The organism is Pseudomonas sp. ADAK13 (assembly GCF_012935715.1).
In the GTDB taxonomy this organism is placed as follows: domain Bacteria; phylum Pseudomonadota; class Gammaproteobacteria; order Pseudomonadales; family Pseudomonadaceae; genus Aquipseudomonas.
In genome coordinates, this window is record NZ_CP052860.1 from 1153692 (window position 1) to 1175183 (window position 21492).

Sequence of the window (21492 nt, forward strand, 5' to 3'; positions counted from 1 at the left end):
ACCGCACAAAACCCCACGCATCGGATGCGTGGGGTTTTTGCATGTAAAAAAGAATCTTTCTCGAATACTCGCGGCATAATGCGCGCCGTGAGCCACCTAACCTGATGACGAGGCCGTACGACGTGTTGAAGAAAACCCTGTTCCAGTTGCATTGGTTCTTCGGCATTACCGCCGGGCTGGTGTTGGCCTTGATGGGGATCACCGGCGCGACGGTGTCGTTCCAGGACGAAATCATCGAGGCGCTGAACCCGACCGTGTTGACGGTGGAAAAGCGTCCGGCCGGCGTACTGCCGCCCGTGGAACTGGTGCGCCTGCTGGAAGCCCGTGAAGGCAAAGTGGTGTCGATGCTCACGGTGCAACCCGACAGCACCAACGCCGCCAAGGTCTGGTTCACCCCGCCACCCGGTGAACGCCGCGGGCAGATGCGCTACTTCGACCCGTACACCGGCGACTACCTGGGCGACCCGGTCGGCCAGGACTTCTTCGGCTTCGTGCTGCAACTGCACCGCTTCCTCGCCATCGGCGACACCGGCCGGCAAATCACCGGCGCCTGCACATTGATCCTGGTGTTCTTCTGCCTCTCGGGCCTGTACCTGCGCTGGCCGCGCCAGGTGGCAAGCTGGCGCGCGTGGCTGACCCTGGACTGGCGTAAAAAAGGCCGCAGCTTCAACTGGGACCTGCACTCGGTGTTCGGCACCTGGTGCCTTTTGTTCTATCTGTTGGCGGCGATGACCGGGCTGTTCTGGTCTTACGAGTGGTACAGCAACGGCTTGACCAAGCTGCTGTCCGACGCCCCGCAGAACGAACGGGTGCGCAAGCGCGGCCCGGCGCCGGAAGGCCCCGCGCCCGTGGCCAATTACGACGCGATCTGGAGCAGCATCTACAGCAACGCCGGGCCAGGCCTGAGCGGCTATAACATCCGCATGCCAGCGGTCGCCGGCCAACCGGCCACCGTCTACTACTTGCTGAAGACCTCGCCCCACGACCGCGCACTGAACCAGATCAACCTCGACCCGGCCACCGGCGAGGTCAAGTCCCATGAGACCTACGCCGGCAAAAGCTTCAAGGCACAGATCCTGACCAGCATCTATGCGCTGCACACCGGCAGCTACTTCGGCCTGCCCGGGCGGATCATCCTGACCTTCACCGCCCTGCTGATGCCGCTGTTCTTCATCACCGGCTGGCTGTTGTACCTGGACCGTCGCCGCAAGAAGCGCCAGGTGCGTGAGGCACGCAAAGGCCTGACCGACAACCACAGCGACGCGCCGGCCTGGCTGATCGGTTTTGCCAGCCAGAGCGGCTTTGCCGAGCAACTGGCCTGGCAGACCGCCGGGCAATTGCAAGCCGCCGGCTTGCCGGTGAATGTGCAGTCACTGGGCAGCGTCAGCGAAGAAGACTTGCGCCAGTCGAGCCATGCGCTGTTCGTGGTCAGCACCTTCGGCGACGGCGAAGCCCCCGACAGCGCCCGTGGTTTCGAGCGCAGCGTGCTCGGCCAGGACCTGTCCCTCAAGGGCTTGAACTACTCGGTACTGGCCCTGGGAGACCGTCAGTATCAACACTTCTGCGGCTTCGCCCGGCGCCTGCATTTCTGGCTGACCAACCAGGGCGGCAACCCGCTGTTCGCCCCGGTGGAAGTCGACAGTGGCGACACCGATGCGCTGCTGCACTGGCAACAACAACTGGGCCAACTGACCGGCCATGCACCCGCCGCAGCCTGGGCCACCGCGACCTATGAAAACTGGACGCTGAACCAGCGCACCTTGCTCAATCCCGACAGCAGTGGCTCCGGCGTCTATCTGCTTGGGTTCACCCCGCCCGCCCCCCGGGATTGGCTGGCCGGTGACCTGGTGGAAGTGCTGCCGCGCAATTGCCCGTGGGCCATCGAGCATTTCCTCGAAGGCCTGGGGCTGGCTGGCAGCGAAGGTGTCGTCATCGACGGCCTGGCGCATACCCTCGACCAGGCGTTGGCCAGCCGCCAACTGCCGGACAATCGCGCGCATCTGGTGGGCCTGCATGCCCAGGCGCTGGTCAATGCGCTGGTGCCATTGAGCATGCGCGAATACTCCATCGCCTCGATCGCCAGCGACGGCGTGCTGGAACTGATCGTGCGCCAGGAACGTCACGCCGAGGGCGGCCTGGGCGTGGCGTCCGGCTGGCTGACGGAACATGCGCCGATGGGTTCGGCGATCAGCCTGCGCCTGCGACGCAACAGTGGCTTCCACCTGCCGACCGCGCCGGTACCGATGATTCTGCTGGGCAACGGCACCGGCCTTGCCGGGCTGCGCAGCCTGCTCAAGGCAAGGATTGCCGACGGCCAGCAGCGCAACTGGCTGCTGTTTGGCGAACGCAATATCGCCCACGACTACCATTGCCAGGACGAGCTGCAAGGCTGGTTGGCCAGCGGCGACCTGGCGATGCTGGACCTCGCGTTTTCCCGGGACCAGGCGGAAAAAATCTACGTTCAGGACCGCCTGCGTGAGTCGGCGGATGTGCTGCGTAAATGGATCGCCGAGGGCGCAGCGATTTATGTCTGCGGCAGTCTGCAGGGCATGGCGGCGGGTGTGGATCAGGTGCTGCACGATGTGCTGGGCAGCGAAGCGGTTGAGCGGTTGATCGAGCAGGGCCGCTATCGCCGGGATGTTTACTGATTTCCTCCAGACAATGAAGGTCAACTGTGGGAGCAGGCAAGCCAGCTCCCACATGTTTAATTGCATTCCAGATCAGGCGGGCTGCAGCTTCTGCTCAAACACCGAGACGCCATCCAGGTCCCGCAAAATCACCGTCAGTTCCGCCGTCTGCCCATCAATCTGCACCTCGCCAAAAAACTGGAACCCGGCAAACGGCGAGCCGTTCTGCACGGTCGGTGCCTTCTCGAACACCACTTCCGGGCCAAAAGTTTTATCCAGCGGATTAGGCCCGAAGCTCCCGGCATTCAGCGGCCCGGCGACGAACTCCCAGAACGGCTCAAAGTCCTGGAACGCCGCCCGGTCCGGATGGTAATGATGGGCTGCGCAGTAGTGCACATCCGCCGTCAGCCACACGTGATTACGTACCTGCTGCGCCCGCAAAAACCCGAGCAATTCGGCGATTTCCAACTCGCGCCCCTGGGCCGGGCCCGGGTCACCGTTGGCAATCGCCTCCCAGCGCGGTACGCCGGGGCTCACCTCGCCGTCGGGCACGCCGAGGCCGATCGGCATGTCGGCAGCGATGACTTTCCACTGGGCCTGGGAGGCCTTCAATTCGCGCTTGAGCCAGTCCAGTTGCTCACGCCCCAGGAAGGGTTTTTCGCCACCCAGGTTGTCGTCGTTCGGCCCGCGATAACTGCGCATGTCCAGCACAAACACATCCAGCAGCGGGCCGTAGCTGAGCTTGCGATAGATGCGCCCGCCCTGGTCGGCGCTTTGCCGGCGCATGGGGGAATACTCCAGCCAGGCCTGGCGTGCGCGGCCCACCAGGGTGTTGATGTCCCGGGTCTTGTAGCGCTCATCCAGCTGCTTGCTCGGCGACCAGTTGTTGATCACTTCGTGATCGTCCCACTGCCAGATCTGCGGCACTTCGGCGTTGAAGCGGCGCACGTTTTCATCCATCAGGTTGTAGCGGTAGTTGCCCCGGTATTCATTCAGGGTTTCGGCGACTTTGCTTTTGGCTTCGGTGGTGATGTTGCGCCAGATACGCCCGTCTTCGGTGGTCAATTGGGCGGGCACCGGGCCGTCGGCGTAGATGGTGTCGCCGCTGTGGATAAAAAAGTCCGGCAGGCGCAGGCGCATGGCTTCGTAGATGCGCATGCCGCCGATATCCGGGTTGATACCGAAGCCCTGGCCGACGGTGTCGCCGCTCCACACGAAGCGGATGTCCCGGCGCTGTTGCGGCACGCTGCGCAGGTGGCCGAACCAGGGTTCGCTGGCCACACCGGTCTGGGCGTCTTCGAAGTGCACACGGTAGAAAATCGCCTGGTCGACGGGCAGGCCGGTGAGTTCGACACGGGCGGTGAAGTCGGTGCGGCTGTCGGCCAGGGGCGAGACGAATTTGCGCGGGTTGCTGAACACGCTGCGGGTATCCCACTCCACCACCATCCGTGCCGGGCGGTCGCTGCGGCTCCAGATCATTGCGCGGTCGCCCAGCAGGTCGCCGGACTGCACGCCGTCGGTGAGCTGCGGGCGGTCCTTGACCGAGGCGATCACCGCCGGCGCGAGGCCCGGCAGCAACAGGCCGGCGCCGACGGCTTGCATCACGCGGCGACGGCCGAGGTTGAAGTGGCTCATGCAGGTTCCCTCTTGAGCAGCAAAAGGGAAACTTAAGCATGAAGGGATGAACGGGTTATGACACCGGCGCGACCGTCAGCTCGACCACTTCGGGACGCTTGATCAAGGCATACACCACCGCCGTCAACAAACTCCCCGCCACAATCGCGAACAGGTACAGCAGCGCATGGTTGATCGCATTCGGGATCAGCATCACAAACAGCCCGCCATGGGGCGCCATCAGCTTGCAGCCGAAATACATCGACAGCGCACCGGTCAGCGCGCCACCGGCGATACTGGCCGGGATTACCCGCAGCGGGTCCTTGGCGGCAAACGGAATCGCGCCTTCAGAGATAAAGCACATCCCGAGGATCAGCGCCGCCTTGCCGGCTTCGCGTTCGGTCTGGGCGAACTTGCGTCGCGCCAGGAAGGTGGCGATGCCCATGCCAATCGGCGGCACCATGCCGGCGGCCATGGTCGCGGCCATCGGCGCGCCGCTCTGGGCCGCCAGCAGGCCGACGGAAAACGCGTAGGCCGCCTTGTTGATCGGCCCGCCCAGGTCGACGCACATCATGCCGCCCAGCAAGATGCCCAGCAGCACGGCGTTGGTGGTGCCCATGGTGCTGAGGAAATCCGTGAGGCCGGTGAGCATCTTCGCCACCGGCGGCCCCACCAGGTAAATCATCGCCAGGCCCGTGAACAAACTCGCCAGCAACGGGATGATCAGGATCGGCTTGAGCGCTTCGAGGCTCTGGGGCAAACGGATCGCGCGGCTGATGAATTTGACGCAGTAGCCGGCCAGAAAGCCGGCGAATATCCCGCCGATAAATCCCGCGCCCAAGGTGCTGGCCAGCAGGCCGCCGATCATGCCCGGCGCCAGGCCAGGACGGTCGGCAATCGAGTAGGCGATGTAACCCGCCAACAACGGCACCATCAGCATAAAGGCCTGGTCGCCGACGGTTTTCAGTGCGGCGGCCAGGGTGCCTTTTTCTTCAAAGGCATGAATGCCGAACACGAACGACAGGGCGATAAGCAGGCCGCCTGCCACCACCATCGGCAGCATGAACGACACACCGGTGAGCAGGTGTTTGTAGACACCGGTTTTCTCCGGCTTGGCAGCGGCGCCGCTGGCGGCAGATTCCTGCTTGCCTTCGGCCAGGGCCTTGTTGAGGATGGCTTCCGATTGCTTGAGCGCGATCCCGGTGCCACAGCGATAGATTTTCTTGCCGGCAAACCGCTCGGTGGCGACTTCGATATCGGCCGCCAGCAGCACCACATCAGCGTCACGAATTGCCTCGGGGCTCAGCGGCGTGCGGGCGCCCACCGAACCTTGGGTTTCCACCTGCAAGTCATACCCGAGGCGCTTGGCGGTTTGCTGCAACGCCTCGGCGGCCATGAAGGTATGGGCAACGCCGGTAGGGCACGCCGTGATCGCCACGATACGCGGCGCACTTTTGGTGGGTGCTGCCTCCGCCACCTGCACCTGGGCCTCTTCGGCCCCGCGACGCAACACCGCGTCCACATCCTGCAGCGCCTGGGCCGGCGTGCTGCGGAATACGCGCTTGCCAACAAAACGCTGCATGTCCACCGGCGTGCTGCTGACCAGCAACACCCACTCGGCGGCTTCGATGGTGGCCGCCGACAATTGGCGTTCCGGGTGCTGCACATCGACCACTTCGACGCTGGTGCTCCAGCCCTGGCGTTGCGCGGCGGCGTCCAGCAAGCGGGCGCACAGCACACTGGTGACCATGCCGTTCGGGCAGGCAGTAACAATGGCTAACTTCATGACCAACCCTCTTATTGTTCTGTCAGCGGGCGCACGTGGACGCCGCTCTGCAAAGTCTCAAGCTGTGCGTCGTCGGTGATGCCAAAGCCGATTTGCGTGACCGCCATCGCGGCGATTGCGGTGGCGCGGCGCAGGGTGGTTTCGGGCACATCGAAGGTCAACAAACCGTGGAGCATCCCGGCCAGCAACGAATCCCCGGCACCGACGGTGCTGGCGACGCTGACCTTGGGCGGCGTGGCGTGCAATGCCGTGCCGGGGCTATACCAGCTCACACCTGCGGCACCGTCGGAGACCACCACATGTTCCACACCCAACTGGTGCAGCTCACGGATTGCATCTGTGGAATGACCCAGGGCATCGGCCAGTTCTTCAGTATTGGGTTTGACCAACCACGGGCCGGCGTTCAATCCAGCGCGCAGCGCTTCGCCGCTGGTGTCCAGGGCGACTTTCAAGCCGAGGTTTTTCAGTTGCTGCAGCAGGCCCTGGAACCACTGAGGGGTGATGCCGCGTGGCAGGCTGCCGGCCACGACGACGGCGTCATACGCCGGAGCGATCCGCGCCAGTTGCTCAAGCAGTGCCTGTTGCGCCTGCTCGCTGACCACCGGGCCCGGTGCATTGACGTCCGTCACCCGGCCATCCTGTTCGGCGATCTTGATATTGCTGCGGGTTTCTCCCGGCACACGAATAAACGCATCGGTAAAACCGCGCCGCGCGATCAGCATCTCAAACGCTTGGGGATTGTCCTCGCCAAGAAAGCCGCCCACGGTCACCTGATGACCAAGGTCGGCCAGCACCTGGGCGACGTTCACGCCCTTGCCGGCAGCGTGGGTGATCATCGCTTCGCTGCGGTTGACCTCGCCCGGCTCCAGGCGCGCCAGGCGCACCGTCAGGTCCAACGCCGGGTTCAGCGTCAGGCTTAAAATCCTTGCCATTTACACGGCCTCCACAAGGGCTCGCACTTCGGCGGGCGAACCCACCGCCAGTGCTTTTTGCGCCAGGCCGCGGGCCTCGCTCAGACTGAATTCACGCACACGCGCCTTCACTTCGGGAATGCTGCGCGCCGAGACACTCAGCTCATCCACACCCAGGCCGATCAGCACTGGAACCGCCAACGGATCGGCCGCCAACTCGCCGCACACGCCGACCCATTTGCCATGGGCATGGGCGGCGCGCACGGTGATGTCTATCAGTTGCAACACCGCCGGGTGCAGGCCATCCGCCTGGGCCGACAGCGTCGGGTGGCCACGGTCGATGGCCAGGGTGTACTGGGTCAGGTCGTTGGTGCCGACGCTGAAGAAGTCCACTTCCCTGGCCAGCACCGGCGCGAGCAAGGCGGCCGACGGCACTTCGATCATGATCCCCAGTTGCAGGTCGGCCACCGGGATTTCCCGGCGCAGGCGCTCGGTCATCTCGCGGGCCTGGCGCCACTCGTCAACGCTGCCGACCATGGGGAACATGATGCGCAGCGGACGGTTGTCCGCCGAGCGCAGCAGCGCGCGCAACTGCGCTTCCATGATTTGCGGGCGTTGCAGGGTCAGGCGAATGCCGCGCACGCCGAGGAACGGGTTTTCTTCCTTGGCGATCGGCCAGTAAGGCAGCGGTTTGTCGCCGCCCACATCAAGGGTACGTACCACCAGTGGCCGACCACCGAGGCCGTCGAGCACGCGGCGGTATTCGGCTTCCTGAGTGGCTTCGTCGGGCGCCTGTTTGTGGGCCATGAAAATCAGCTCGGTGCGCAGCAGGCCGATGCCTTCGGCGCCCTGCTCCACCGCGCTGGCCACCCCGGCGCTTTCGCCGATATTGGCAAACACTTCGACGGCATGGCCGTCGCGGGTCAGGGCCGGTTCATGACGTTGCGCGGCAGCGGCTTGCAGGCGTTGTTCGCGGGTGTCGCGTTCGACGGTGGCGCGCTGCAAGGTGGCAGCGTCGGCGTCGACATGCAGGCGGCCGCGCTGGCCATCGAGCAATAGCGGCGTGCCGGACGCCAGCAGCAAGACGGCAGGGCCTGCGCCCACCAGCGCGGGAATCCCCAGGGCACGGGCGACGATGGCGCTATGGGCGGTGGCGCCGCCACGGGCAGTGAGGATGCCGGCGACGCGCACCGGGTCCAGGCGGGCGACGTCCGAGGGGCCGACTTCATCCATCACCAGGATGTAGGGTTCATCGGGCTCCTGGGCGGTTTCGACGCCGCACAGTTGCGCCAGCACGCGGCGGCCAATGTCACGCAGATCGGCGGCGCGCTCGGCGAGCAAGGCGTCCTGCAGCGATTCCTGCTGTTTGGCGGCGGCTTCGATCACGCTCATCCAGGCCGCTTCGGCGCTTTCGCCTTGCCTGAGACGGGTCTCGACTTCGTCGGTCAGTTCCGGGTCGTCGAGCATCTCCTGGTGGGTGATGAAAATCTCGCGGATGGCCTTGGATTTACTGCGCTCGATCAGGCCCTGGATATCCTGGCGCACGTCGGTCAACGCGGCGTGCAGGCGTTGGCGCTCGATCACCGGCGACTCGCCGCGCAGCGGGTACTCGAAGGGTTGCAGCACCTGGATATGCGCCGGGCCAATCGCAATGCCGGGGGCGGCGGCGATGGCCTGGATCAGGCTGCCGGACACTGGCGCGCTGATCACCGGTTCGATGTCGACCACAGCCTGTTGAGCGCTGACCGCCGGCAGCGGCTCGACTTCTTCGCCCAGGCCTTCTTCTACTGCGGCCAGCAAGGCAGGCAAGGCGTCACCGGCAATGCCCGGTTCCGCGACAAACTCCAGCACCTGACCACGACGGGCGCCGAGGCTCAGCAGCTTGCTCAAGCTTTTTACTGAGACTGCACTGACGTCGCCATCAACGATGCGCACACGAATTTCACCGTCAAAGCTTTTTGCCAACTGCGCGAGGATCTTCGCGGGGCGTGCGTGCAGGCCATGGGCGTTGGCCAGGGCGATGCGCACGCTTGGCCAGTCGGCCGGCAACTCACCGCCGAGCACTTCCAGCACGGCGCGGCTGCTGGTGGCGCGCCCGAGTTCCTGGCCACGGCCTTCGATCAGCAAGGCGCACAGGCGTTCGAGCAGGGTCTGGTGCGCCTCACCGAGGCTGGCCAGGCAGAACAGGCCGCTCAAAGACTGGCCCAGGTAACGCATGGGTTTGTCCGGGGTGACAAACGCCAGGCCGGGGCGCTTGACCGTCTGCTCGCTGTGCAGCCACCACAGGCCATCGCCCAGGGGCAGCGCGTCGACTTGTTGCAGCACGGCGGCAAAGCCATTGCTCACGCAATCGGCCTGGCGCAGCAGGCGTGCGCCTCTCCAGACAAGCTCTTCGAAATCGTCTGCCGACACACCCAGGCCGATCATCTGTGCGTCCAGCGCCAGCTCCTGCGGTGCACCTTGCAGCAGTTTCAGCAAGGCTTCGGCGGAGCCGGCGCGGCGCAGGGCCTGGCCCAGGTCGGTCTCGCCGAGGGCGCGGGTCAGCAGTTGCAGCAGGCGCAGGTGTTCATCGGATTTGGCGGCAATGCCGATCGCCAGGTAGACGATCTGGCCATCACCCCAATCCACGCCTTCGGGAAATTGCAGCAGGCGCACGCCGGTGGCAAACACCTGGTCGCGGGTTTCGGGAGTGCCGTGGGGGATGGCGATGCCTTGGCCGAGAAAGGTCGAGCCTTGGGCTTCACGCGCTTGCAAGCCACTGAGGTAACCCTCGGCGACCAGGCCATCGGCCACCAGTTTTTCAGCGAGCAGTTGCAAGGCAGCAGACTTATCCACAGCCGTCTGGCCCATGGATATCTGCTCGTGGGTGAGCTCAAGCATGCCGTTCTCCTAGTTAGTGCGGCGGGCGCACTAGGTATTATTTTGAATAAATCAGTGCAAAGGCGTTCGAATAAATTGACTGAGTGGTCAGTTGGCAGGACCACGTTCGTCGCGATAATCGTAAAAATACGCTTGCTGAAACGTTTAATCTAGAATTTATGGCAGATTACGCGTTAATTACGCATGATTGAAGAGCCACTCGGCTGTTGAGTTGCGACAATGGTCGGCTGCAGTAATCGGTTACGATTGGACAAAATGTCGGGGCAAGCTCTAAAAAACAAGGAAATCCCGGTTTGAAACTCAGTGATATTGCGCGCATTGCCGGTGTGTCTGTGACCACCGCCAGCTACGTCATCAATGGCAAGGCCGAACAGCAACGGATCAGCAGCGCAACCGTCGAACGGGTGCGCGCCGTGGTTGAAGAACATGGCTTTACGCCCAATCCCCAGGCCGCCGGGCTGCGCAGCCGGCACACCCGTACCCTGGGTTTTATCCTGCCGGACCTGGAAAACCCCAGTTACGCTCGTATTGCCAAGCTGCTGGAGCAAGGCGCCCGGGCGCGCGGCTATCAACTGCTGATCGCCAGCTCCGACGACGACGCCGACAGCGAGCGGCAATTGCTGCAACTGTTCCGCGCCCGCCGTTGCGATGCGCTGTTTGTTGCCAGTTGCCTGCCGGCCAGCGACGACAGCTACCGCGAGCTGCAAGCCAAGGGCTTGCCGGTCATCGCCATCGACCGGGTCATGGAGTCTACGCAGTTTTGCTCGGTGGTCAGTGATGATCGCCAGGCCTGCCAACAGTTGACCAGCAGCCTGCTGCAACCGCTGCCCAAGCAGATCGTGTTGATCGGTGCGCGGCCAGAGCTGAGCATCAGCCAGGAACGTGCCTCCGGCTTCAAGGAAGCGCTGAAAGACTTCGGCGGTGAAGTGCTGATCGAACAGGGCGAGGCCTTCAGTCGCGACTGTGGCCGACAGCTGATGGAGCAATTGCTGCAAAGCCTGGGGCATTTGCCTGACGCACTGGTGACGACGTCCTACGTCCTGCTGCAAGGGGTGTTTGACGCACTGCATGACTTCCCGCTCAAATCCCGCCCTCTGCGCCTCGGCACGTTTGGCGACACCCAGTTGCTGGATTTCCTGCCGCTGCCGGTGAATGCCATGGCCCAGCAGCACCAATTGATCGCCGACACCGCGCTGCGCCTGGCACTGGCGGCCATTGAAGAGCAGCACTACCAGCCTGGCGTGCATGCAATCGGCCGCACGTTCAAGCAGCGGATTCACTCGGAGTAAGCGGTGTGGAGCTGATCGACAGCCACACCCACCTGGATTTTCCGGACTTCGACGCCGACCGCAGCGAAGTCCTGAGCCGCAGCCGCGAGCTGGGCGTGCGCAGGATGGTGGTGCTGGGGGTCTATCAGCAGAATTGGCAACGGCTGTGGGACCTGGTGCAAACAGACGCGGGTCTGTTCGCCGCGTTCGGCCTGCACCCGGTCTACCTCGATGACCATCGCCCCGCCGACCTGACGGAACTGGGCGACTGGCTGACCCGCCTGAGCGGCCACCGGCAACTGTGCGCCGTGGGGGAAATCGGCCTGGATTATTTCCTCCAACAGCTGGACCGCGAACGCCAGCAAGTGCTGTTTGAAGCACAGCTGAAGCTGGCGGTGGATTTCCAGCTACCGGCGCTGCTGCATGTGCGTCGCAGCCACGCCGCCGTGATCGCCACGCTCAAGCGCATTCGCCTGCCACGGGGCGGCATCATTCACGCGTTTGCCGGCAGCCATGAAGAGGCCCGCGAGTACATCAAGCTCGGTTTCAAACTGGGCCTGGGCGGCGCGGCGACATGGCCCCAGGCCGTGCGCATGCACAAGGTGATTGCACGCTTGCCACTGGAAGCTGTGGTGCTGGAAACCGACTCACCGGACATGGCACCCGTGATGTACCCCGGCCAGCGCAACAGCCCCGAACACCTGCCGGACATTTGTGCCGCACTGGCGGAGCGCATGGGCATCAGCCCTTCAGTGTTGGCTGAGGCGAGCACTCGCAATGCCTGCGAGCTGTTCAACTGGTAGGGGTTTTACCTCACGCAGTGTCAGGGTCATCCGCTGCCGGTGACGGGCATAGCGCAACGTCATGAAGTAAATCAGTACCGCCATCAGCGAGACGTTGAGCTGCCCGGCCACACTGATCAGCCCTATCCACTCGGCGACCAGCGCCACCAGCAGCGCCGCGCTGGTCAGCACGATCATGCTCGGACGCAGCAGGCCAAGATTGTCCAGGGACTTGAACTGCTTCAACTGTTTGGGGCAACTCGGCTCCACACCTTTGTGGCAGTACGGGCATTCAAAAGGTTCGTTGATGGCAATGGCGTTGAGTTGCCAGGGCTTGAGCTCAAAGGACACCTTGCACAGGACGCAATGCCCTCTGACGCCGACAATGGCAGCGGTCATAACCGAACCTCCGCGAAAATGGATGGCACAAATTCTCGCCTATTTTGGCAGCCGGAAAAGATCAACGCCAAAAACAAGACAAGCGCCACGCCACCTACGAAGAAATCCTACAGCCAAACCTCACACCCGAAACGCACCGATCAACTGCTTCAGCTCGATCACTTGCAACGACAATTGCCGGCTGGCCTCTTCGGTCTGGTGTGCGCCCTGCGCTGCGTGTTCACCGGCACGGTTGATTTCGACGATGTTCTGGTCGATGTCATGGGCCACGGCGGTCTGCTGCTCGACAGCGGCGGCAATCTGCTGGTTCTGGTCAACGATCATGCCCACGGCACCGAGGATATTTTCCAGGGCCTGCTGGACCTTTTCCGACTGCCCCACCGTGCCATTGGCCATCTCGTGGCTGGTGCCCATGGCCTTCACCGCTGCGCCGACGCCGCTGTGGAGCTTGGCGATCATCTGCTCGATTTCTTCGGTGGAGTGCTGGGTGCGCCGGGCCAGGGTGCGCACCTCATCGGCCACCACGGCGAAACCGCGCCCTTGCTCACCCGCGCGCGCAGCTTCAATGGCGGCATTCAGCGCCAGCAGATTGGTTTGTTCGGCGATGCTCTTGATCACCTCGAGCACGCGGCTGATGGACTGGCTGTCGATGGCCAACTGGTTGATCACGCGCACCGATTGATCGATCTCCGAAGCCAATGCCGCAATGCTGCCTTGCTGGGATTGCACCAGGCCACGGCCGCTGACGGTTTCATCGTTGACGCTATGAGCACTGCTGACCGCCGCCGCCGCGCTGCGCGCCACTTCCTGGGCGGTGGACGACATCTGGTTCATGGCGGTCGCCACTTGTTCGATCTGACTGCGCTGGCCGGACACGGCCTGGTTGCTGCTGGCCGAGACCGACTCCACTTGCCCGGCCTGGTGTTCGACCTGGTTGACGGTGTGCCCTACCCGCTCGATCAAGTCATGGATTTTGGCCACGGTGCCGTTGAACACCTGGCCCAGATCCCCCAACTCGTCGCGGCTGTGGGCGACGAACGTCACGGTCATGTCGCCCGCCGCCACCTTGTCCATCATCGCTCCGAGACGGCGCAGGGTGGTGCGGGTGGACGCGTAGAAGCCCGCGTACAGGTAGAAGATCAGCAAAAACACCGACGCCAGGGCCGCGACCAATCCGATCATGTGCGTGCGGTTTTCTGACAGGCGCTGCTCCAACTGTTGTTCGAGAAACGTCAGGGTGGCTTCGTCGAGCTGATAGGTCTTGGCCATCAATGCACTGACTTCGTCGTAGAAACCTTGCCATGGGGTGTCGAGGGTTTCGGCCATCACCACGCGTTCTTCGAACACCTCGCTGCCTTGCTTGAGGCTGGCCCGGCTCGCGTCCGCCAGGCTCGCCAGGGCGGCATGAGCGGGTTTACTGGCGCCGAGGGCGTCTTGCAGTTTCAGGCCGTATTCGGCCTGGAGCTTCTCCAATTGCTGCAGCAATTCATCAAAGCGGGTGCTGGAAGATGAGTTGAGAAAGCCCTGGCCCAACGAATACGCGCCCATCGCCCGGCCTTCGCCCAGGGTTTGAGTGACTTGCGGGGTGACGCTGGTGATCAGTTCGCTGAGCTGGCGCAGATCGCCCTGGGGGTCGCGGCTCAAGCCCGACTGGCTGGCGATGATCTGGCTGAGCATCTGCGCCTTGTTGAGCAGTTTGCCGATCAGCGCGCTTTTGCTGAGCAGCGAGGTTTCCTGTTGTTGGGCCTTGAAGGCGGCGATCATTTCATCGCGCTTGGCGTCGAAGGCGGCGGCCTGCTCGGGGTCGGTGGACAGGGCGTGAAAGCTTTGCAGGCGCTGCAGCAGGCTCTGCTCGAGGGCGCCGATCTTGCTTTCGATATCGCCGGCCTTGCCTGACTGGCCGAGGGTTGCGTTGATCTGCACCTGGTTGTTCAGGGTTTCCAGGTCGCGGCGCAGGGCCAGGCTGCTGGTCAGCAGGTCGAGGCTTTGCAACTCGACGCGGGTGCCCTGGAAATCACGCCAGGAGTCGCGCACCAGGTAATAGTTGGTGGCCAGCATCGGCAACAGGAACAGCACGCTGATAAGGCTGAACTTCATACCGAAGGTCAGGCGGTTCATGAACGCGACGGCGGGATAGAGCAAGCTCTTCACAGGTGAACTCCCTTTTCTTTTATTTTTATTGAGGGCGCAGGGCGGCGGCAGATAGCCACTATTTGGCGCTCTGTCTGTATAGCTCAATTCGAAAAGGAGGTTTGTAACTTAAGGTTAACGGCAGGCGCGAATGGCTCGCGCCTGCCGGTGTCGATCAGGGCAGCACGGTCCAGATGGCGAAGCCGGCGTACCACAGCACCGCGGCGCGCAGCAGCAATTCCCAGATCCGATCCAGGCTGTTGATACCCTCGGGCCCCACCATCGGCGGCGGGATTTCAGCAGCCACCAGGCCGACCTTGTCCACCAGTTGCGCCGCCGTGATGTCCCAGCTCAGCAGCTCATGCAGCATCACCCGACCGACCGCCACAAAGTTGCCCACCAGGGCAAAGCTCGCCGCCAGCAGGCGTACCGGCAACCAGTCGAACGCGTGGCGCAATTGCCCGGCGCGCTCGGCCACCAGCGGGTTCTGGCTGTTCTCGGTCGCCAGCGCCAGCAGCCGGTAGGCCAGGGCCGCCACCGGGCCGAGCAGGAAATACCAGAAAATCACCGCGAAGAAACTTTGGTAGGCCTGCCACAGCAGATGGCCCTGGACCCTTTCCAGCAACTGCTCCCCGCTCTCGGCGCTGATACTCAAGTCGCGCTCGGCCACATGCTCGGCCGCTTGCAGGTCACCCCGACGCCAGGCATCCCGAAACGGTCCCAACCCCGCCAATAAATCGCCACGGCCCAGGCTGTAGATCACCACCAGCAAATGCACCGGCAGCGCCAACAGGCCATACGCCACTGGCTCCAGCACCAGCAGCAACAGCGCGAGCAAGGCCACCGGCAACAGCACCAGCAGCGCGAGGATCAGCCAGGGCTGTTTGCCGAGGCTGGCGCTCGATTCCAGCTTGGCCAGTTCCCGCAGCCAACCGCCATCACGTTGAATACGCTGGCGCAGGGCCGAGAATTTCTCGATCCATACCGCCAGCACCAACACCAGAAAACTCATTGTGCGTGTCCTCCATCCTGCAAGGCGCTGCGAAAGCGCGCCCAATCAAAAGCGGGTCCGGGGTCGGTCTTGCGTCCCGGGGCGATATCGCTATGGCCACAAATGCGCTGGCGGGTAATGCCCGGGTACGCCGCCAGCAACTGGCGCGTCAGGGTGATCAGGGATTGATACTGGGCATCGGTGAAAGGCAGGTCGTCAGTGCCTTCCAGCTCGATCCCCAGGGAAAAGTCGTTACACGTCTCACGCCCCTCGAAGCTTGATACACCGGCATGCCAGGCCCGGTCCCGGCACGAGACAAACTGCGTCACCGCGCCATCACGCTCAATCAGGAAATGCGCAGAAACCCGTAGGTCGGCAATGCCTTCAAAGTAGGGATGTTCCGTGACATCCAGGCGATTCTGGAAAAACTCGTGCACCTTGCCGGTGGCGAATTGCGCAGGCGGCAGGCTGATGTTGTGCACCACCAACAGGGAAATCTCGCCACCGGGGCGCTCGTTGAAGTTGGGCGAGGGGCAATGACGAATGCCCTGGCACCAACCGCTGGCGGGGTCCAACTGCATACAGGTTCCTTGAACGAGGCTGGGGTGACTCAGTATGCCGCGTTCCACTGCCCGGTTGCGATCACTTGGCGCGATGAAGTTGACGCAGGTTGCCAATCACCGAGGCCAGGGCCCGGTCGAACAGCAGTGCATCATCCAGGGTTCGCACCGCGCCGCGCTTGAACTCCAACGCCAGTTCGACCGGGCTTTTTTCCAGAACCTTAAGGCCAGTTCGATTGACGAAAATGCAGGTATTGCCCGGCGCAATAATCGCCGTCAGCTTGCAGCGCAGAGTGTTTTCAGGGTCTTCCTGGAACTCGACCCAGCAACCGACGCGCAATTGGCGGGCCTTGAGCAGGTCGGGATCATCTTCCGGCAGGCTCACCGTAATAGCCGGTGCTGCAGGGCTGAGGACGAACGCCTCGCGTACCTCGATCTGCGACACAGAAGGCGGGTCGTCGGCGTTGCCCCGGAATGACTGGACATGCAGGGTTTGCAACCGGGTGAAAAATTCCCGGGTGATGAAGGGATCAAACGCCGCGCCGCTCAAGCCGTCGCGCAAGGCCTTGAGCAGGCCTGGCAACTGCTCCAGCAAGTGCCGGCCGGCTTCGGTGTGTTCGCTCAGGCCGACACTCCAGATCAACTCGTCCATGGTGCGCAGCCCGGCCGCCCATTGCGGCGAGTGTTCACCATGCTTCAGGCAGGCCAGCAACAGTACCTGGCTCCAGGCCTGCTGCAGGAACTGCACCACGAACTCGGGCAGCACTTTGCCCAGCAGCCGCTGATTGAGGGCCTCGGCCACTCGCTGACGGGCGATTTCGGTACGGGCGCGCCCTTCTTCCGCATCACGGGTGCGTTGCTCCAGCAACTCGCTGCGGCGCCGCTCGTCATGGGTAAACGCGGTGAACTCCGTCAGTAGTTGGGAAAAAATCGCCGGGTCATCGACAAAATCGTTCAACAAACGCTGCACCACTTGCTCGATGTGCAGGTACAGGCTGTCGCGCTGATAGTCATCGCGCCGGCTCCAGCCCATGGCTGCTGCGGCGATTTCATTGAGCAGGCGTCGCGCCGGGTGATTGGCGCGACTGAAGAAGCTCTTGTCCAGCACCGCCACCTTCAGCATCGGAATCTGCAGCCGGGCGATCAACGCCTTGAGGGACTCGGGCACCGTGCCGTCATTGAGGATGAACTCGAAGAGCATGGCGATCAGGTTGATCACATCCTCGTCCGCGTCCTCTACCACCCGCGACTTGCCACTCTTGACGCTGACCCGGGTGAGCAGTTGTTCAAGCTGGTTGCGCAGGTCGAAATCATCCTCGACCTCGGGCGCAGGCACATATTGCTGCAAATGGGAGAGCAGGCGCAGCAGGTCACGGGTGGAAATGGGCTGGGTCTCGGCGCTGGCCTCAAGGGTGGGTGCCACACTACCGCGCACCGCAGACAGCAACTCCTGCAAGGCCGCAAAGACTTCCTGCCCGCTGTCGTCGGTGGGATGGCTGGCGATGGGCGGGGCGTCTTCGGGCAAATCCGCGGTGGCGACGGCGCGGCGCGACGGCACGGCCTTGAGTTCAGGCAATACGCCGGTGGCGATCAATAATTGATTGGCTTCGCCGTATAACAGATCGGCGTCACTGAGCACGTACTTTTCAAACAGCTTGAGAATGATCAGCTTGACCCGGATTTCCACGCCAAGGCTGCGCCCTGCCTGCAGAAAGAACGCGCACAACATCGCCGGGCCCAGGGGGTTATCCCGATCATCCAGGCGTTTGTCGAGCAACGCGCCCAGTCGGGCCGTCAACTGCCCCAGGGCCAGGCCGTCCCGGCGCAGCACCTTGCCCAGCATGGCCTCCAGAGCGACGGCTTTTTCCAGTTCGTCACCCGAGACACCGGGCACCGCCGTGTAGGACACCACCGGAATCAGTTGCAGCTCGCCGCGCTCCACATTGCCAAGGTTGGCAAACGCCTCGTAGAGCTGCTCCATGAAACCGCGCTCGAAATTCTTGCGCTTGAGGCGCAGATCGCGCATGGCTTCAAAGAAAATACCGTGGTCGACGTTGCTGCGGGTCTTGTCGGCCATTTCGAACAGGGTGTCGTCAGCGTTATCAAACAGCTCCTGCAGCCCCTGTTTGAGCTGCTGTGCCGCCTTGTCACGGACCTGGAGCAACACCACCGGCAGGCGGGCAAGCGGCGACGGCGTCGCCCGTGCCTTATTGATCGGCACCACCTTCCCGTCATTGTGCATCCTGGCCTCCTGAAACGGCGGTATTCGATGTTGTGAAAGATCGGTGCAGTCACGGAGCAAAACGCCCCGGAGCACTGCGAAAATCGGACCATCACTGCGACGTCAAAGCTATGACGCCAATTGCAAGGCGCGAGATTATCTTGCAAATGGGGGTTGTTGCGCCAGCAAACTCTGTGACTGCCGTGTAAATGAGCACCGCACGCCGCGTCAATGGCACCTGCTGCCTTGGGTTAAGGCCCGCCCTGCCCCTATAATCCAGGCACTTTGTTTGTGGAGCCTGTTATGCCCAATCTTCGTCTAGCCGACCTGACCGCCGAAATCGAAGCCAACGTGCGTCGCGCATTGCTGGAAGACATCGGCAGTGGGGATATCACCGCACAACTGATCCCGGCCGAACGCCTGGCCAAGGCCACGATCATCACCCGCGATGCCGCCGTTATCAGCGGCACGGCCTGGGTGGAAGCGGTGTTTCGCCAGCTGGACCCGCGCGTTGCTGTGCATTGGCAGGTGCGCGACGGCGAGCGCGTCAGCCCGAACCAGGTGCTGTTTCACCTGGAAGGCCCGGCTCGATCGCTGCTCAGTGGCGAACGTTGCGCGCTGAATTTTCTACAACTGCTGTCAGGCGTTGCCACGCGCGCCCAGTATTTGGCGGACTTTGTCGCGTCTACCCAGGTCAAGCTGCTGGACACCCGCAAGACCCTGCCCGGCCTGCGCCTGGCGCAGAAGTACGCGGTGACCTGCGGCGGTTGCCACAACCATCGCATCGGCCTGTATGACGCGTTCCTGATCAAGGAAAACCACATCGCGGCCTGCGGCGGCATTGCCCAGGCCATCAGCGCCGCCCACAAGATCGCCCCGGGCAAGCCGGTGGAAATCGAAGTGGAAAGCCTGGAGGAGTTGCGCGAAGCATTGGCGGCGGGCGCCGACATCATCATGCTCGATGAACTGAGCCTGGATGACATGCGCGAAGCCGTGCGCCTGAACGGCGGCAAAGCCAAGCTGGAAGCCAGTGGGGGGATTAACGAAAGCACCCTGCTGCCCATCGCTGAAACCGGTGTGGACTACATCTCCATCGGAGCGATGACCAAGGATGTGAAGGCGGTGGATTTGTCGATGCGGCTGAGTCTGTAAAGTAACCCGCAGGAGCACACCTATGTGGCGAGGGGGCTTGTCCCCCGCTGGGCTGGGCAGCAGCCCCAAGAGATCGCCGCATTCTGCCAGCAAGAACTGGGGAGCAGGTTTAAGGGCTGCTTCGCAGCCCAACGGGGGACAAGCCCCCTCGCCACAAAAGCTCGCTCGGTTACGACTCAGATCGCGAGGTTATTCATTCCGCAATACTCATTCCAGTCGACACCCAGCACCTCGGCGGCCTCCTTGTGCAATGCCAGGCGCGCGGCCTCGAACTCTTCGGGGGTGGAGGTGTACTTCAGGGTCAGTTCCCATGGCTGCAAGCCCTGGGCCTCGGCCTCATCCTCAAATGACCATTGGATCTGGTCCCTTTGATCATCGGCGCTCAGGTCCTTGATCTCATCCAGCAGTTCCGGCGACTCCGCGACGTACTTTTTGAGGGCTGCTTCGTGCCGCGCTTCCTGGGTCATTTCTTGTGTGGTCATGTCGTTCTCTTAGATCGAGGAATGGGGATGCATCTGGGTCATCAAGGTCGCGCAGATACAAAAGAACAGGCATGAATACCGGTTCGTCTGGCCTTCAGAACCATTCTGGGATCATCTGAAAACTGTGTTGCCTTTTTGCCCGAGACAGGAATCGAACCTGCGACCTTCGCGTTACGAGTGCGCTGCTCTACCGGCTGAGCTACACGGGCGGTGGGCTAAAGCTAGCACTGCCTTGGACGTCCGGCAACTCACTGCTTTTCGAGAGCAATCACACCCTGCACCCAGAAGCGTGGCTGCAGGTGCCCGTTGCTCAGGGTCATGTAGTGCTCGCTACGCTCCGTGAGGCGGGGCACGTCACGAATCGCGACAAACACCAGCAGGCCGACGGCCACGATACTCGCCGCGATCCAGGTCTTGTACAACATCGGCGCCTGGGCGACCGGTGGAGTTCTCCATACATGCAATGCCATCAGCCATCCGGCCACCAGCGCCAGCCAGAGTTGCGAAACCGGCATCACGATCACCCCATCCACCTGGGCCTGGGTCAGCGCACCAATCAGCGAGGCAAACAGGCACAGCCGCAGCAGATCCACGGGCGCCAACGACAACGCACGTTCACGCAATACGCCCACGGTTGCCCAACCCGCCCACGCAACCAGCGCGATCACACACAGCGTCGACGGCACGCCCCATTCGCTGGCCCACTGCAGAACCGCCTGGTGAGGGTGAGCGGCAATGTCGTTGGCAATATCGGCGAAATGCATCGGCCCGAAGCCCAGCAAAGGACGCTCAAGAATCATGTTCCAGGCTTGCCACCAGATGGGCCCACGCCCTGACAAACTGGTCGTCAGGCGGTCTACGGCACCGTTGGAAATTTCAATCCCCAAGTAACCTGCCAACACGGTGAACATCAACCAATACAACAACAAGCCGCAGGCCAGCGCCGCCAACTGCCAGGCCAGCCAGCGCCGCCCCGGCGCCCCCAAAAACACCAGCAAGGAGCCGGCAGCTCCCATACCGAGCCACGTGCCACGGGTACCGCCGCTGATCGCAATCAGCCACCAGACACAGAGCAGCATAAACACCATTGCCCGCGCAGTACGCGAGACAGTTGAAAGCAGCAAGGGAAGCGCCAGCAGCGGCAGGGTGAAGGTCTGGAACTGACCATAGAAGCGCTTGTTGGAGAATCCGGACAGCAGCAAATCGGTGTTCAGTGCCGTTTCACCGCTGGTAAACGCGAGGAAGCCGGCATACAGGTACTGAATGCTTTTGATCAGGCACAGCAGCAATACGAACAGGATCAGGACGCGGTCCAGGGATTCATCGCCATTGCCCCTGACCCGACTGAAAGCAACGGCGATGGCACCGCAACTGATGGCCATCGCCAGTTCGGTCAAGGCCCAGACTGGCTGATGGGCCAACACTGCAGACACCAGCCCCATCCCCCCAATCAGCGCCACCCCGAGCGCTGTCGGCCTATCGACGCATTGCTTTGCCCGTGGTGAGCTAAGCCCATACACCACCGCACACAGCGCCACCGATATCTGCACCACACGTTGCCAGTCGTGGCTGCTGAAAGGCGCGCAAATCGCCAGCGTCAGCAAACACATCACCAGCACAAGGAACGTGCTCCCCCGCAACTGTACGGACAACGTCATCGGCAACCTCTACTTCCTTGTGGCGCATAGG

15 protein-coding genes, 1 tRNA gene and 1 pseudogene are annotated in these 21492 nt (G+C 62.8%); 4 read left to right on the forward strand and 13 right to left on the reverse strand.

Annotated features, from left to right (window positions below; translation table 11 throughout):
• Positions 1–122 precede the first annotated feature (122 nt).
• A complete protein-coding gene (locus HKK54_RS05475; protein ID WP_169389248.1) occupies positions 123–2648 on the forward strand; it encodes a PepSY domain-containing protein in 2526 nt (841 codons plus the stop codon).
• Positions 2649–2720: 72 nt separating this feature from the next.
• Here the strand turns inward: HKK54_RS05475 and HKK54_RS05480 are convergent, their stop codons facing one another.
• Genes HKK54_RS05480 through ptsP form a run of 4 tightly spaced genes read right to left on the reverse strand, consistent with a single transcriptional unit; the run spans position 2721 to position 9818 of the window.
• Positions 2721–4262 (reverse strand): alkaline phosphatase D family protein, encoded by a 1542-nt coding sequence (locus HKK54_RS05480; RefSeq protein ID WP_169386319.1) that lies wholly within the window; start codon positions 4260–4262, stop codon positions 2721–2723.
• A gap of 55 nt (positions 4263–4317) precedes the next feature.
• Positions 4318–6027, reverse strand: a complete 1710-nt coding sequence (locus HKK54_RS05485) for a PTS fructose-like transporter subunit IIB (protein ID WP_169386320.1) — start codon at positions 6025–6027, stop codon at positions 4318–4320.
• A gap of 11 nt (positions 6028–6038) precedes the next feature.
• Positions 6039–6959: a 1-phosphofructokinase gene (pfkB, locus tag HKK54_RS05490; protein ID WP_169386321.1), complete on the reverse strand. Its 921-nt coding sequence runs from the start codon at positions 6957–6959 to the stop codon at positions 6039–6041.
• Positions 6960–9818: a phosphoenolpyruvate--protein phosphotransferase gene (gene ptsP / locus HKK54_RS05495; RefSeq protein WP_169386322.1), complete on the reverse strand. Its 2859-nt coding sequence runs from the start codon at positions 9816–9818 to the stop codon at positions 6960–6962. It abuts the gene before it with no gap.
• A gap of 293 nt (positions 9819–10111) precedes the next feature.
• Between ptsP and cra the strand changes: the two genes are divergently transcribed.
• Both cra and HKK54_RS05505 read left to right on the forward strand, forming a co-directional pair.
• Positions 10112–11107 (forward strand): catabolite repressor/activator, encoded by a 996-nt coding sequence (gene cra, locus HKK54_RS05500; RefSeq protein WP_169386323.1) that lies wholly within the window; start codon positions 10112–10114, stop codon positions 11105–11107.
• Between the two features lie 5 nt (positions 11108–11112).
• Positions 11113–11889 carry a TatD family hydrolase gene (locus HKK54_RS05505; RefSeq protein WP_169386324.1) on the forward strand — a complete coding sequence of 259 codons (777 nt, stop codon included), beginning with the start codon at positions 11113–11115 and terminating at the stop codon, positions 11887–11889.
• Here the strand turns inward: HKK54_RS05505 and HKK54_RS05510 are convergent.
• From HKK54_RS05510 to HKK54_RS05530, 6 genes and pseudogenes are all read right to left on the reverse strand, one after another.
• On the reverse strand, positions 11836–12267 hold the full coding sequence (locus HKK54_RS05510) for a hypothetical protein (RefSeq protein WP_169386325.1): 432 nt from the start codon (positions 12265–12267) through the stop codon (positions 11836–11838). The genes HKK54_RS05505 and HKK54_RS05510 overlap by 54 nt on opposite strands.
• Before the next feature lie 120 nt (positions 12268–12387).
• Positions 12388–13317 carry a methyl-accepting chemotaxis protein gene (locus tag HKK54_RS33935; protein WP_442962332.1) on the reverse strand — a complete coding sequence of 310 codons (930 nt, stop codon included), beginning with the start codon at positions 13315–13317 and terminating at the stop codon, positions 12388–12390.
• Positions 13294–14385: pseudogene (locus HKK54_RS33940) on the reverse strand (methyl-accepting chemotaxis protein); the annotation flags it as partial. The gene HKK54_RS33935 and the pseudogene HKK54_RS33940, both read right to left, overlap by 24 nt.
• Positions 14386–14572: 187 nt before the next feature.
• Positions 14573–15409, reverse strand: a complete 837-nt coding sequence (ampE, locus tag HKK54_RS05520; protein ID WP_169386327.1) for a regulatory signaling modulator protein AmpE — start codon at positions 15407–15409, stop codon at positions 14573–14575.
• On the reverse strand, positions 15406–15969 hold the full coding sequence (gene ampD, locus HKK54_RS05525; RefSeq protein ID WP_010175013.1) for a 1,6-anhydro-N-acetylmuramyl-L-alanine amidase AmpD: 564 nt from the start codon (positions 15967–15969) through the stop codon (positions 15406–15408). Before ampD ends, ampE begins: the two co-directional genes overlap by 4 nt.
• Before the next feature lie 61 nt (positions 15970–16030).
• Entirely contained in the window at positions 16031–18190 is a 2160-nt protein-coding gene (locus HKK54_RS05530) for a DUF1631 domain-containing protein (RefSeq protein ID WP_169386328.1), read from the reverse strand.
• 282 nt (positions 18191–18472) lie between these two features.
• Here HKK54_RS05530 and nadC point away from each other — a divergent pair, with 282 nt between their 5' ends.
• The gene (gene nadC / locus HKK54_RS05535; RefSeq protein ID WP_010175009.1) at positions 18473–19321 is read left to right on the forward strand and encodes a carboxylating nicotinate-nucleotide diphosphorylase; all 849 of its coding nucleotides are present in this window, start codon (positions 18473–18475) and stop codon (positions 19319–19321) included.
• A 176-nt stretch (positions 19322–19497) separates the two neighbouring features.
• On the opposite strand, the gene HKK54_RS05540 is transcribed toward nadC, so the two are convergent.
• The 3 genes from HKK54_RS05540 to HKK54_RS05550 all read right to left on the reverse strand — a co-directional run bounded on the left by HKK54_RS05540 (position 19498) and on the right by HKK54_RS05550 (position 21461).
• Positions 19498–19803: a DUF6388 family protein gene (locus HKK54_RS05540; RefSeq protein WP_010175007.1), complete on the reverse strand. Its 306-nt coding sequence runs from the start codon at positions 19801–19803 to the stop codon at positions 19498–19500.
• A 136-nt stretch (positions 19804–19939) separates the two neighbouring features.
• Positions 19940–20012 (reverse strand) — tRNA-Thr (locus HKK54_RS05545).
• 39 nt (positions 20013–20051) lie between these two features.
• Complete coding sequence (locus HKK54_RS05550) at positions 20052–21461, reverse strand: O-antigen ligase family protein (protein ID WP_010175005.1); 1410 nt, start codon at positions 21459–21461, stop codon at positions 20052–20054.
• Positions 21462–21492: the final 31 nt, after the last annotated feature.